Annotated in this window: 13 protein-coding genes and 1 tRNA gene; 7 read left to right on the top strand and 7 right to left on the bottom strand. The window is 33.5% G+C overall.

Annotated elements, in window-relative coordinates; translation table 11 throughout:
- Positions 1-3: 3 nt before the first annotated feature.
- From SMAR_RS06375 to SMAR_RS06355, 5 genes are all read right to left on the bottom strand, one after another.
- Positions 4-204: a hypothetical protein gene (locus SMAR_RS06375; protein ID WP_011839508.1), complete on the bottom strand. Its 201-nt coding sequence runs from the start codon at positions 202-204 to the stop codon at positions 4-6.
- Positions 201-1,454 (bottom strand): ORC1-type DNA replication protein, encoded by a 1,254-nt coding sequence (locus SMAR_RS06370; protein ID WP_011839507.1) that lies wholly within the window; start codon positions 1,452-1,454, stop codon positions 201-203. Before SMAR_RS06370 ends, SMAR_RS06375 begins: the two co-directional genes overlap by 4 nt.
- 72 nt (positions 1,455-1,526) lie before the next feature.
- Complete coding sequence (locus SMAR_RS06365) at positions 1,527-1,982, bottom strand: hypothetical protein (protein ID WP_011839506.1); 456 nt, start codon at positions 1,980-1,982, stop codon at positions 1,527-1,529.
- Complete coding sequence (locus SMAR_RS06360; RefSeq protein ID WP_011839505.1) at positions 1,979-2,629, bottom strand: potassium channel family protein; 651 nt, start codon at positions 2,627-2,629, stop codon at positions 1,979-1,981. The genes SMAR_RS06365 and SMAR_RS06360 overlap by 4 nt, the downstream gene beginning before the upstream one ends.
- A gap of 4 nt (positions 2,630-2,633) precedes the next feature.
- Positions 2,634-4,022, bottom strand: coding sequence for a TrkH family potassium uptake protein (locus tag SMAR_RS06355; protein WP_011839504.1), 1,389 nt, complete (start codon positions 4,020-4,022; stop codon positions 2,634-2,636).
- A 181-nt stretch (positions 4,023-4,203) separates the two neighbouring features.
- Between SMAR_RS06355 and SMAR_RS06350 the strand changes: the two genes are divergently transcribed.
- Positions 4,204-4,968, top strand: a complete 765-nt coding sequence (locus tag SMAR_RS06350) for a DUF1614 domain-containing protein (RefSeq protein WP_244372360.1) — start codon at positions 4,204-4,206, stop codon at positions 4,966-4,968.
- On the opposite strand, the gene SMAR_RS06345 is transcribed toward SMAR_RS06350, so the two are convergent.
- Complete coding sequence (locus tag SMAR_RS06345) at positions 4,965-6,524, bottom strand: hypothetical protein (protein WP_011839502.1); 1,560 nt, start codon at positions 6,522-6,524, stop codon at positions 4,965-4,967. The two genes, SMAR_RS06350 and SMAR_RS06345, sit on opposite strands and share 4 nt — an antisense overlap.
- A 276-nt stretch (positions 6,525-6,800) precedes the next feature.
- Between SMAR_RS06345 and SMAR_RS06340 the strand changes: the two genes are divergently transcribed.
- The 3 genes from SMAR_RS06340 (at position 6,801) to SMAR_RS06330 (ending at position 9,031) form a co-directional block, all read left to right on the top strand.
- Positions 6,801-7,088: a 30S ribosomal protein S25e gene (locus SMAR_RS06340; protein ID WP_011839501.1), complete on the top strand. Its 288-nt coding sequence runs from the start codon at positions 6,801-6,803 to the stop codon at positions 7,086-7,088.
- A gap of 241 nt (positions 7,089-7,329) precedes the next feature.
- A tRNA-Gly gene (locus SMAR_RS06335) sits at positions 7,330-7,408 on the top strand.
- Between the two features lie 105 nt (positions 7,409-7,513).
- Positions 7,514-9,031: a gamma-glutamyltransferase family protein gene (locus SMAR_RS06330; RefSeq protein ID WP_011839500.1), complete on the top strand. Its 1,518-nt coding sequence runs from the start codon at positions 7,514-7,516 to the stop codon at positions 9,029-9,031.
- A gap of 13 nt (positions 9,032-9,044) precedes the next feature.
- Here SMAR_RS06330 and SMAR_RS06325 read toward each other — a convergent pair whose 3' ends face one another.
- Positions 9,045-9,842 carry a sulfite exporter TauE/SafE family protein gene (locus tag SMAR_RS06325; RefSeq protein WP_011839499.1) on the bottom strand — a complete coding sequence of 266 codons (798 nt, stop codon included), beginning with the start codon at positions 9,840-9,842 and terminating at the stop codon, positions 9,045-9,047.
- 277 nt (positions 9,843-10,119) lie between these two features.
- On the opposite strand from SMAR_RS06325, the gene SMAR_RS06320 reads away from it, so the two are divergent.
- The 3 genes from SMAR_RS06320 to SMAR_RS06310 all read left to right on the top strand — a co-directional run bounded on the left by SMAR_RS06320 (position 10,120) and on the right by SMAR_RS06310 (position 12,958).
- The gene (locus SMAR_RS06320; RefSeq protein ID WP_011839498.1) at positions 10,120-10,938 is read left to right on the top strand and encodes an aldo/keto reductase; all 819 of its coding nucleotides are present in this window, start codon (positions 10,120-10,122) and stop codon (positions 10,936-10,938) included.
- A 225-nt stretch (positions 10,939-11,163) separates the two neighbouring features.
- Complete coding sequence (locus SMAR_RS06315) at positions 11,164-12,024, top strand: hypothetical protein (RefSeq protein WP_011839497.1); 861 nt, start codon at positions 11,164-11,166, stop codon at positions 12,022-12,024.
- On the top strand, positions 12,017-12,958 hold the full coding sequence (locus SMAR_RS06310) for a vWA domain-containing protein (RefSeq protein WP_052833852.1): 942 nt from the start codon (positions 12,017-12,019) through the stop codon (positions 12,956-12,958). The genes SMAR_RS06315 and SMAR_RS06310 overlap by 8 nt, the downstream gene beginning before the upstream one ends.
- The last annotated feature ends 1 nt before the right edge of the window (position 12,959 follow it).

The raw sequence follows: 12,959 nt of genomic DNA, 5'->3' as shown, positions 1-12,959 counted from the left end.
AAATTAGCTTTTCTTTTCTCTAAGCCTAAATAATCTTAACCTACCAAATCTTCGCTCCTCAACATATCCTTCTTCAACAAGCTCTTTTAGCTCTTTTACGAGTACTCTGTAATGTAAACCTGTTAATCGTACAAGTCTACTTATATTTAATTCATTATATTTCTTTAGTATATCTAAAATAATTTGCCTAGATTTATTGTTCATCTCTTACTAACACCAAGCCTCCTATATATTAGGTCTTCAACATGCTTCTCAAATAGATCAAGGGGTCCATAATGAATGCTTATCAGCGTTGTTCTACCCCGTAAACCCTTACCACTAGTTCTAGCATCTATAACCCCGGCTTTCTTAAGATTCATAATGTATTCATAGATCTGTGTATGTCTACGTGGTTGTTCGCCTAGAACTTCGCAGAGCACTTCATACTCCTTCTCCACCTCGCCCATTTTAACAAATGGTCTCCCAGTCCTACGGAGAAGCCTTATAATCGCCCATAGAATTATTAGTTCGTGGACGGGGCTATATAGGATGGATTCTGATATGTTTATAATTTCTCTAGAGGTCTTCATAATAGCTTTACGTACATGATCTAACTGTATTTTATCTGCTCCTTCACTCTCAGCTATATCACCAGCCAACAACAATATTTCGATCGCGTGTCTAGCGTTTCCTCCGCCACCGCGATCACTACCTTCATAATCAGCTATAAATCTTAGAATCTCATCGTCAACTATTCCTTCATAGAATGCTTGAGAGGCTCTATATTTTAAAATATCAAATAATTCACTTGAAGTATATGGTTTAAGCTTAATCATGTGTCTTAATAAGTAGCTTTCAGTAGTGCTATCTAGTAATGATAGCTTAGATGTATCAAGAGATATAAAGATAAAGTTTAGTCTTTTTATACTAGCATTTATATCATCATATGTTCTAACGATAAAGTATACTGCATCACTGCCCGCAATACTTGCAAAGTAATGGAATTCGTCTAGAGTAACTATAGCATAAGTATCACTTTCATCAAGATATCCTAGGATAGCATCATACATTTCTTTAACAGATAATCCTCTTGATGGTAAAGGTATTTCTAGTTGCCTAGCTATTTCGGTTACAACATTATAAAGTGTACGGTTACGGTGACAGTTTATATGTACATACCTGATATTGTATCCTTTAATCTTAGCGGCTCTTGTAAAGTCTCTTCCGAAAACCCTGGCTGTCACGGTTTTTCCAGTTCCTACACTGCCAACAATTAACACTCTCTGCGAGAAGCTACCTGGACTAGTAATTAAATGTTTAAATGCTGAAACCAATGCTTTAATTTCTTTTTCACGGTGGGGTAGATTATCAGGAATATATTCAGGTGTCAGGCTCTCTCTGCTCTTAAAAATAGTCGGCTTGTTTAGTTCTTCCTCAATAATCTTCCATGTACTAGGTTTATCATCGTAGATCATTGAGTACAACACCCAAACTTTCACTCTACTATTCACTTATAGTTATTTCCTTTAAAAAATGAACTATCCACCTTAGCACTTAGCTCTACCAATAAAAAGATCATTATTTATAATCTCAATGTATAGACACATGTTAGATCTAGGATCGTGGACGGAGTTTTTACTTTTCAAAAGATCCATTATATGCTTCCATAAAATCTTGCTTAAACCTCGCTTACCCCTTATTCTAAGCTTAACCTTAATTCTTTCCCGAACACCTACTATATCTAGAATTTTATCAATATTTTCAAGGCTGAATTTATCATGGATATGAACAGGTATTATATTCTTTACATATCCATACTCGGAGGATACTGCATATACGTATGCTTTGTAAGGATCAAGATTAGAATATACTAATAGTAAGCCCGGATACTTTGTTCGAACAATCTTCACATCTGGATCATGTATGAAAAGTACATTACCTATTTCTTCTTCACACCACTTCTCGCTCCCGGCTTTGCATGTTACGAGGAGAATAGGTTTCAAATCTTCAACACCTTTGAGATTTCATCGTAGTAATTAGCTTTAACTGCTAATAATATGCTATCATCAGATTTTACTACTAGATCATCCTTTGGGAAATAAGCTTCTCGTCCACGATAAAGGATCAATATTCGTGCATTCTCCGTATCTATTGGTAATTCATTTATCTTTTTACCATCATATTCAGGAGGTATTTTTGCTATCACTAACCTAATATTGCTACGTACAATTGTCGATATATTTAGTATATTAAATCCTTTAAGCATAGACAAAGCTTGAACTACAACAAGTCTTCCAGGATTTATTATATCATTTATACCCATATGAATCAATAGATCATTATATATTGGATCCTGTATTTTAACAATGATCTTTTTGACCCCAATCGATTTTGCTATCAAAGAAATAATTATGTTATCTCGATCATTCCCTGTTAAAGCCACTATTACATCAGTATCTTTTATGCCAGCCTCCTCTAGAACCGAGGGATGAGCGGCATTTCCTTTAATAACTAGGCAGTCAAGTTTCTCAGCAAGTTCTTCAGCGCGTTTCTCATCTGCTTCAATTAAAACTACATCGTGTTCTTCCTTGATCAAAGCCTCTGCTAGCTCAGCTCCAGTCTCTCCTCCACCAGCAATCACTATCTTCATTTAATCACCTTTTCTTAGTACTATAGTATAAATTAGTCAGAACAATAATAAATGGAATTATCTCGACTCTTCCCAGCCACATGTCGATGATTAATGTAATTTTTGGTATAAAAGATAGTGATGGACTAGATATACCGACACTTAGACCTGTAGTTGCGAGAGCAGATGATGCCTCGAAAAAACTATCAGCTATGCTGTAACCATATAGTGATATAATATATGTGGAAACTATTAAGACTATTAAATACATGCCTAGAAGGGTATAAGAAAACAATATTTCTGAGCTAGATACCACTTTGTTCCTTATCTTAACTGGGATAACCGCATCTTTAGGCATATAGAGTCTTTTAATATTTGCAGTAATTGATTTAAAAATAATGATAATCCTTAATTGTTTTAAGCCTCCACCAGTAGAGCCGAAGCCTGCACCTATAATCATTAAAATAGATAGAATAAATTTGGCTGGTTCACTCAACAATTTATTATCAAATGCAGAATAACCAGTAGTTGAAAGAGCTGAAATAACCTGGAACAGAATCTCTGAACTTATATTTCCGACACTAATGGATACAGCTATAAAACCTATAATTGAGATTAATATGAAACAGCTGAGCTGAGGATCTTTTAATATCTCTCGTAGTTTTCCTCTAAATAAAAAATAATATATAGCAATTGGCTGAGCACTCATGAACATTAAAAATAATGCCATATACATGGATCCATTCTTAAATGAGCTTATACGTGAAAAACCTCCAGTACTAATAGTTGTTAGAGAATTTAAAACTGCATCTAAGAGCGGGGTTCCAGAGACTAAATATAGGAATATGTAGAGAAGCGTAAAAGCAATGTATATCTTAACAATAATCTTTATGGTTGAAATACTTAATGGTTTCAACTTATACTTACCTAAATGAGCTACATATATATTGTATGCTGCAGTTCCCGGCGAGAGAAAAAATGAAAGAGTTAATAATGCTATGCCTATACCGCCTAGCCATTGATAATATGATCGTAGAAAATGCACACCAGTAGTGAGTGTATGAGGGGGAAGAGCTGATAAGCCAGTTGTTGTAATAGCGGATGCTCCTTCAAACAATGCATTAATAAAGTCTACATTATACACCATAACAGGTAATGCAAATGTAAAACTGGGTATAATAAATGCTAGAACCATAACAGTATATGCTTCAACAATATTTATTTCTCCAAGAAAACTTATTCTACGCAGAATATACGCTAACGAGACCATGATTAGTAGATCAAATATTAACAATAATATAAACCCAATACTCTCACCAACAATTATAGAGAAAATAATGGGAACTATCTGGGAAAAACCAAGTAAATAAAGCATATTACTTAAATAATAAGCAATAAGTCTCCATCGAATCAAAACATTACCACCACAAACATGATCAAAAATTTACGAAATAAAAACTTATTTAGAGAAAACACTGTAGGACAGAATAGGAGATGAAGACTATGACTCCCTCGACCCGTATTGGGTAGGGGGATGACGACGGTTTCGCGCACAGATCCATTATACTAACTAGATTTTATGGCGTGAACCAGCATTGGAGAATGGTTTGGATAAGAGAATAATTGTATCTTTCCCAACTCATCCATTTTATTTCATGTTTTACCTAATACTTTTAATCCCTCTAAGCCTAGTAGCTCCTAGCGTATTTGGTTTCTTAACAGTTTTTTTCGGACTAAATCTAAGAGCTGCTATTCTCGTAGGCTTCATGATTTTCTTATTAAGTCTTCTTTTTAGCCCTGTAAATATTGTATTAAAAGAATACATGGCTGGAGGGTATACATTGAGTTTTCAACAAAGATATGTGTTTTTCTATGGTATACCAATACCCATTATAACACCTGTAATTATTGCACGTAAAATAATTTTGGCAATCAATGTTGGAGGCGCACTAATACCTTTAACGATCAGTATTTTCTTATTGTACAGATTATTAATAATAAATATCAATTACTTCATAGCTTCACTAGTAGCAATTATAATTACAACGATTATATCCTACATGTTTTCACGAGCAATACCTGGTGCAGGCATAGCCGTTCCAGGACTTGTTCCACCCCTAACCTCAGCATTAATAACCATACTACTAGTACAGGAACCCATATATGTTATTCCTATAGCATATGTGGGAGGCGTATTAGGTAGTCTTATAGGTGCGGATATTTTGAGGCTTAAAAAGGAGCTATATAAGTTTGTAAACATTTATGGTTCGTCTTTTCTCAGCATAGGCGGAGCGGGAACATTTGATGGAATATATTTATCTGGTATTTTTGCAGTAGCTTTAGCAGTTATACTTGTTTAAACAACCATTTCTATTTGATCCTTCAAATTCTTTATGATTTTTCTAATTTCTCCCCTACTAAGTATACCGAGATCTGAAAGTCTAGATAAGCCTATTTCTATCCGCTCAAGCGCTACGATCCTGAATAGATTGTTTTCATCTAATTGAGCCCTAATGCGTGGTTGTTCAAGAATGTTGATTATCCAGGCTAAGTGTTTGTTTATTGACTCTACACTGTAAATTCTAATTCTCGACGCTATTCTTCCTGTATGTTCAAACATTAAAGGTGTTATTGTCATGTATCTTGTCTCGCTGTTTTTACCGTACATTATAACTGCTAATGGGACCAAGTATTTTCCTTCTCCGCTAGTTGGTAGTAGAACGGATATACCTAAGATTTTTTTCTCAATTTCCATAATTTTATCTCTATACTTCATCAGATTCTTCCTAATAGAATCGTATCTTGTATTAGCTTCTTTTTCCAGAGCTTCGAGCTCTAGACGCAACTTCTCTCTCTCATTATACAGTCTTTTTATTTTCTCGTTTTCACTCTCAATCATTTCCTTGTATCGTTTTTGAACAGATTCAATTTCATCCTCCATTCTTTTATTAGCTTCTCTCAACTCTTCTTCAAGATCCTTTAATGTTTTCTTGAGATCATTCAATTTCTTCTTTAAATCACTTGTATCTTTACCATATTGTTTTGCTTTTTCTATTTCTTCCTCGATCGTTTTAATTTCACTCTTGATCTCATCGATCCTTTTCTCTATAGTTTCAATTGTTGGTTTATGTCTCTCTTTTATAACATTTATTTCTTCCTCAAGCTTCTTTCGTAATAAATTAATGTTTTTCTGCACCTCTAATTTGGTTTCTTCGATCTTTACATCTATTTCCTTCATTTTCTCAGAAAATACTAGCTCGATATTTTCTTTCCATTTATCAACGTAGCCGTCGAGTCTTTTTATGAAATCATTTATATAGGTTAGTATAGAATGGGTTTCTTCAAGAATTTTTTGAACTTTCTCTATTATCTCATCTATATTGATTTTTTCATATTCTATTTTTCCACCTGGTATTTCATAGTTAACAGTGTTTTCAATAAATATTCTTAGATCTTTTATCATTATTGCATCGTTAACAATTGATTCGATCACATATTTTCTTTTATCAATATATTCCTTACCCGAAACAATGCTTTCCACTATTTTTTCAAGCTTAACCATTTGATCCAGAAATTCCTTGCCTGTGAGATCTTTTAACGACTCTAACTCTTTATTTATAACTTCTTTATTAATTGAATCATATTCAAATTCTATACTAGATTTCTTAACTGGATCGATTATTAAGGCCATTCTCTCCCTGTAACTCTTAACTATGAATGGATAATATAGTAAAGATACAAGCCTTATATGTTCACCCTTTCTTTTAAAGAATCCTGGTTTTTTCCTATTTGTTTCAGCTTGAAACATTATATACCCTATAACTTCTTCCTCGCTAAGCGTCCTTAGCCCCGTTTGAGACTTTACTAAAATGAGAGGTGTATACTTTTCAATTGAATCATTATTTCTAATACTCAAAAATACCACCTACTATATTAATATGGAGCACTATGAATTAATAATCTAACTCTTTTACATTCACATGTTTATTAAATATTTATTAGAATCATACTCGTATCTCTATATGTTTATGATATTAGATATTAGAGTGGATCTTGCCGAGTAAATGATTGCATATAGAAGATTTAAAGAAAAAACAAGACGGAAAAGACATTATATATTGAGAGATAAACTATTTATCTGTTTATAATAATTGATGTTTAAGAAAAGACAACATGTTAAGGGTGCTTAGTTATGGCGAGAGGTAAAAGAGAAAAAACATCTGAAGTAAAAGAAGGAAGTGAAACACCTAAGATATCTATTGCTTCACAAATAGATTTAACACCAGAGCTTATGAAGAGATTTGAACGAGAACTAAAACGTGGTTCATTCAATGTACTAACTCCATATACTCTAGCACAAGCATATAGCATAAGAATAAGCGTTGCAAAAAAGCTACTACGTGAAGCTGCTAAAAGAGGACTAATAATACTTTATAGTGGTGGTAGAACACCAATATACATTAAAGCCCCCGCTCAATAGGGAGCTGAGCCTATATATCATTTAAAAACTTTCCTAGTTATTTTCTTAGTTAATAAAATAGTTTATCTTTTAATAATGATTATTAATTATTTCATAAACTACATGATATAAACAGTGCTAATAATAAGATTCAATGATCAAACTTGATCCTACAATAGTATTTCGAATATTTAACCTTGTGGTAAATATATATAAAGAAAAACTATAAACCCATGCTCAATAAAAGTAATATTGTATATATGCGGCGGTCGTCTAGCCTGGACTAGGACGCCGGCCCCCCAAGCCGGAGATCCCGGGTTCAAATCCCGGCCGCCGCACCATACTTATCCTTTTATCAAAACTCTTTTATTATAATGAACAAGTTTAAACCGTTCATTATTCTATTTATATGAAAAAAGACTAGATTTGTTCTAGGTGGTAAGGATATGGTTTTTGGAGTAATTGGTCGAGAAGGTGTTAGTTCTCAAATATACACTGCTACTCTCGCTGGCTTACGGGTTCTAGAGAATGGAGGAAACGCGTTTGATGCTGCTATTGCTGTAAGTAGTGTATTATCCATAGTACTACCTTATACTGGTGGTATTGGAGGTGATGGTTTTCTACTTGCAAAAACAGGAAATAATGAAATCATAGCCTATAATGGATCAGGTCGTTCATCCAGTATATTTCCTATAGATAAATTTATTTTAGAAAAACCAGAAAGAGGACCTCTAACCATTACTGTGCCAGGACTAGTTGATTTATGGGATTGGGTTTGGGAAAATTATGGTTCGAAAGATCCTGTTGAAATACTTAAATACGCTATAAGTCTTGCTGAAAACGGCTTCTATGTATCAGAACAATTAGACAAAGCAATACGTTCATCATATAATTACCTACAACAATATAACACATGGAAATCCACATATGGAGCCTATAGCCTCGGAGATATTGTTAGACTTCCAAGATATGCTAGGGTATTGAAAATAATATCAAGGAGGGGATTTAGAGAATTCTACGAAGGGAAACTAGCTGAGGAAATTATAGAAAAACTTCGAAATCAAGGCGTTCCAATAACATATGAGGATTTCTCTACTCATAGAGGCGAGCCGGTTAATCCGCTAAAGACAAACTATAAAGACTATACATTATTCGAACTCCCACCCAATACTCAGGGCATAACTACACTTGAACTTTTAAAGTTAATTGAATATTTAGGAATTAATACAAAACCATATGATAATATAGAGAGAATAATGGAATTCTTTAAATTAGCTATAATAGCCTATGATGATAGAGATAAATATGTTGCTGATCCTTCTCATTACGTATTTAACCCATACAAGCTATTGTCTAGGGATTACCTCGTAAATAGGATAAAAGAATTTACATCTGGCAGGAACAATAAACTAACATCCATGGATACAACTTTCTTTGTCACAAGTGATCGATACGGAAACATTGTAGGTTTTATTCAGAGTATCTTTTATCCTTTCGGCTCAGGAATAGTAGTTGAAAATATACCTTTCCAGAATCGAGCCATAGGATTCACTCCTGAAAAGAATCATCCTAACGGCCCTGCTCCAAGAAAAAGACCAAAACATACATTATCAATACTACTAGCTGAAAACGATAAAGAAACATATATAATAGGTTGTGCAGGAGGGGATCTTAGACCACAAATACACAGCATAGTGTTTACAAATATCGTAGACTATAATATGAGTTTAGCAAAAGCAATACATGCACCTAGATACATAGTTACGAAGTATCATGGGAGAAGAATCCAAAGAGCAATCATAGAGAAAAGCCTAGGCATAAGCCCTGTTAATGAGAACATCGAGATCATCGATGCATTATCAAGTAGTGTTGGCAACGTGCAAGCCATTAAAGCTTACAAAGAAGGCTACTATAACTTAGCAGCCGATCTTAGAGGAGGCGGCGTTGCATTAGCTCATAACTAATTTTTTATAAATCCTAAAATATTGTTGAATAAAGCATTCTAATTCCAGCATAAAATAAAATTAATCCTATAAAAAGCCTCAAATGCTGAGAATGCGTTTTAGTAGCTATTCTAGGCCCAATATTTGCACCAATTACCGCTCCCAAAACAAATGGTAAGCCAATAAAATAGTTTATATCGTTATTTAACGCGTGACGTATAGCTGCAGCTACAGATGAAGGAAATATTACAAACGTAGACAGTGCAACAGCAAAATGAACAGGAATCTTCATGACCGATAGAAAAAGAGGCATATTAACAACTCCCCCACCAGTACCGGTTAAACCAGCTACGAACCCAGATAATAAACCAATTAATACAGCAACAGAAGGCTTATCTACTATATAATTTTCACCAACATGTTGTTGTGCAGTACTAGTTTTTATCTTTCCAAATTTTTTCTTTAGAAACCCGTAGATTAACCGTATAGAGTAGAACAAAATAAATACGGATATAATTAACCTAAGAATTCTATTATCTATTATGCTAACAAGATATGCACCCAAGTATGAGGCGGGAATCATACCTATCAATATCATTATTCCTTGTTTAACCATGACTTTTCGGAGTCTAAGATAATTTATTGTACCAAATAATGATATGAAGACGATAACGAATTTACTTGTACCAACCGCTTCATTTATAGGCAAACCTATAAAATAGAAATAAGGGATCATGAATGCGCCTCCACCGATACCAGCCATTGTTGAAAGAATGGCGATCACCAATCCACTAATAATGTTAGCAATCAACATCAAAACTTCTAAACCCATTATTTATCCCTACATAAGCAATATTTCCAAACATATGATGTCATAATTATAATTAACTAACACAGATAAACAAGTATAATAAATTTTAAATTTTATTACAAATGAATTGATCCTGCAAACAACTTATAGCTAATAATGTAACAACATAGTACATTATAGGTCTTGGTAGCTTTAGAACTAGTGAACTAAACTACCATAAGCTACTTATATAGAATTTACAATTTACACTGTACATTTAATAAACATAATAAATAACAACTATAATTGGGGATGAATAATGTCTAGATTTCCCATAGATTATAGTGATAGAAAACCGATTGGAAAAACTGGTGAAACAGTCACAGCTATAGGGCTTGGAACATGGGCTATTAGAGATTATTCAAAAGCTTATAATGCTTTTGTATACGCTATAGAAAATGGTATTGATAATATTGATACTGCTGAAATGTATGATGGTGGAAAAGCTGAAGAATTCGTTGGCAGGGTTGTTAGAGCGGTTGGAAAAGATAAAGTATTTGTGACCACTAAAATGCTTCCACATCATCTCGTATCATCTGATGAAGTATTAAAAGCCGCTAAAGCAAGTCTTAAGAGGCTTGGTCTTAGCGAAGTCGATTTATTCTTAATCCACTGGCCCAATGAGAGTCTAACCATAGAAGAACAAGTAAGGAATTTTGAGATCGTTTATGAGGAGGGACTAGCTAGATATATAGGTGTGAGCAACTTCAATGTATATGAGCTTGAAAAAGCTATTCATGCTACTCGAAAAGCAGAGATAGTAGTTGACCAAGTCCATTATAGTGTTTTAACAAAGGATATTGAGAAGGATCTGCTCCCATATGTTATTAAAAACAGTATAACGATTCAAGCATATACACCATTAGAAAGAACCCGTGTATCTCATCATCCAACCATAATAGAGATAGCAAAGAAAATAAATAGAACACCTGTACAGGTAGCACTAAACTATCTAATCTCTAGACCCAACGTCGTTGCCATACCAAAAACTGAGAATATAGAACACATAAAGGAAATAATCGGAGCTATGGGATGGAGACTCAGAGAAGAAGAAATTAACATACTAGAAAATATTTAACCTCACTTTCACAAGTATAACTATTATCCCGTTTTTACCCTCTTACAGGCACATGTATGTCCGAATAAAGTTCTATAATGTAGCATTATTTGTGATAAAACGTTGTACTTTATAACTACTATATAACAACTTAACAATATTCTACGATACGTAAATGAGTTAGTGTTATTAGTATCTTAATATAACCCATATCTTAGACAGGTCTATTTGAGAGGACTAGGACGAATGTTTAAAATAAATAGAACAAGCATCTTAGCCACTATAATAGTAGCTATAATACTTGGTTTTATATTTTACAGCATGCTTATCAAAACAAGTATTTCCAGCTCAAATTATAGCCTAGATCGTGCTTATCAAGAATCAATATCTTACTTGAATAAGACAAGTTCCCATATTCAATATAAGAATCCTAGCTATGATGTAGATCCTGCTGATCTATTAAAGCTTCATAAATACATTAAAGAAGAGAAAACAAGAGTACTGAATACTCCGGGAACACCGTATAGAGAATTAGTAACTGTAATTACATATGAAAATATAACAATTGTTTCTAGGAAACTATTTAATGTTACAATGGATCTACCTATTATATGGGCCGGTATGGAGAAAAGCCTTGATGAACTCAGCAACTTAAACATAAAGAAATCCCTAAACATATATTACGATATGAAACTACGTCTCTACAATATTGTGCATGAACTTAACGAATCACTGAAAATTTTAAAATATGTAAGAGAAAAAGGCATATTGCTCGACGATCACAATACTACAATAAATTACTCGATCATGGTTATCAATGATACTCTCAATACTATCCTAGAATACATAAAATTAATGGAAATCCTATCATCTAATATAGAAAACATTGAAAACAACAATACAAATCTAACCTTATTAAAACTTGCAGAATCCATTACGAAACAAGTTGATATGGAGAAGTTAAAGCCATTCGCTAGGCAAATATCAATGTTCCTAACAAAGCTTTCAATGGGAGAAATTGTTAAGAAACAGAAAACCAATATGACAAATACCGAGAATCCTGGAGGAATAAGTGGAGGATACTCTGGGAGTATGGAAGATGATTAAACTATTGCATCCAGAAATGACCAATGTTATGTTAATTATTATACCAATACTGACACTCTTATACATATATGTTTATTCTAGGAGAAGAACCCTTCTAAAACTATTAAATCAGAGAGATAACATATTATGGCATATAATTCAAGCCTCCAAAATAGCATCAATAATATTATTACTCCTAGCATCAACGCTTCCAGTTACTGTTCAAACAATACAGTTTACAGTACATGGAAACCCTGAAGAAACAGAGATCAAGAGAGTAATGTATAATATAACAGCATTACACGTTTTATTAATAGATGAATCAAAAAGCATGCAGTATACTGATGGAACCAACATTACAAGATTTGTTAGAGCTTTGAATTTTACCTATAGGTATATGAATTATTTATCACCTAAAGATAAATTATTGATCATTGGATTCTCAGAATATCCTAGAAAAATTTGTCTAGGAAACATAACGTTTTGTCACCCCAAATTATTGGAGCTTTCCCCCGACAAAAGATATTCTGATCTAAGCGCGGCACTAGCTTATGCATACTCATATGTTACCGCATCACAGTATCCAGCTATAATAGTTATAGTTAGTGATGGAGCATATAATGAGGGCGGAGACCCATATGATGAAATAGTTTCAATAAACAAGTCTGGATATCCAGTATTATTTGTTAGAATAGGATTAGATAAACGAGCCGACCAATTAGTCGAAGAGCTTACGGCTTCTAATATATATGTTATAAACATTAATCAGTTCACTGAGAAATTACTGAATAAGTTGACGGAAGATGCTGCTAGACAGATGAGGTTGGAAGCATTTATATCTAAGAAACTATTAGAAGTGAAGGTTTCGAAAGAAGTAGTCTATCCATATCCAACAATTTACTTGTTAGTTGCGAGCTTAGTTTTATTTCTAGCATCACGTATTGAGGGGTACTAGA

This window comes from Staphylothermus marinus F1 (assembly GCF_000015945.1).
GTDB lineage: Archaea > Thermoproteota > Thermoprotei_A > Sulfolobales > Desulfurococcaceae > Staphylothermus > Staphylothermus marinus.
Note: the sequence above shows the minus strand (reverse complement) of the source record. Positions and strands in the feature narration are given on the sequence as shown.

Coding starts and splice junctions, on each gene's coding strand:
- SMAR_RS06375 (WP_011839508.1), bottom strand. CDS start 204: ATGAACAATAAATCTAGGCAAATTATTTTAGATATACTAAAGAAATAT.
- SMAR_RS06370 (WP_011839507.1), bottom strand. CDS start 1,454: ATGATCTACGATGATAAACCTAGTACATGGAAGATTATTGAGGAAGAA.
- SMAR_RS06360 (WP_011839505.1), bottom strand. CDS start 2,629: ATGAAGATAGTGATTGCTGGTGGAGGAGAGACTGGAGCTGAGCTAGCA.
- SMAR_RS06340 (WP_011839501.1), top strand. CDS start 6,801: ATGGCGAGAGGTAAAAGAGAAAAAACATCTGAAGTAAAAGAAGGAAGT.
- SMAR_RS06330 (WP_011839500.1), top strand. CDS start 7,514: ATGGTTTTTGGAGTAATTGGTCGAGAAGGTGTTAGTTCTCAAATATAC.
- SMAR_RS06325 (WP_011839499.1), bottom strand. CDS start 9,842: ATGGGTTTAGAAGTTTTGATGTTGATTGCTAACATTATTAGTGGATTG.
- SMAR_RS06320 (WP_011839498.1), top strand. CDS start 10,120: ATGTCTAGATTTCCCATAGATTATAGTGATAGAAAACCGATTGGAAAA.
- SMAR_RS06315 (WP_011839497.1), top strand. CDS start 11,164: ATGTTTAAAATAAATAGAACAAGCATCTTAGCCACTATAATAGTAGCT.
- SMAR_RS06310 (WP_052833852.1), top strand. CDS start 12,017: ATGATTAAACTATTGCATCCAGAAATGACCAATGTTATGTTAATTATT.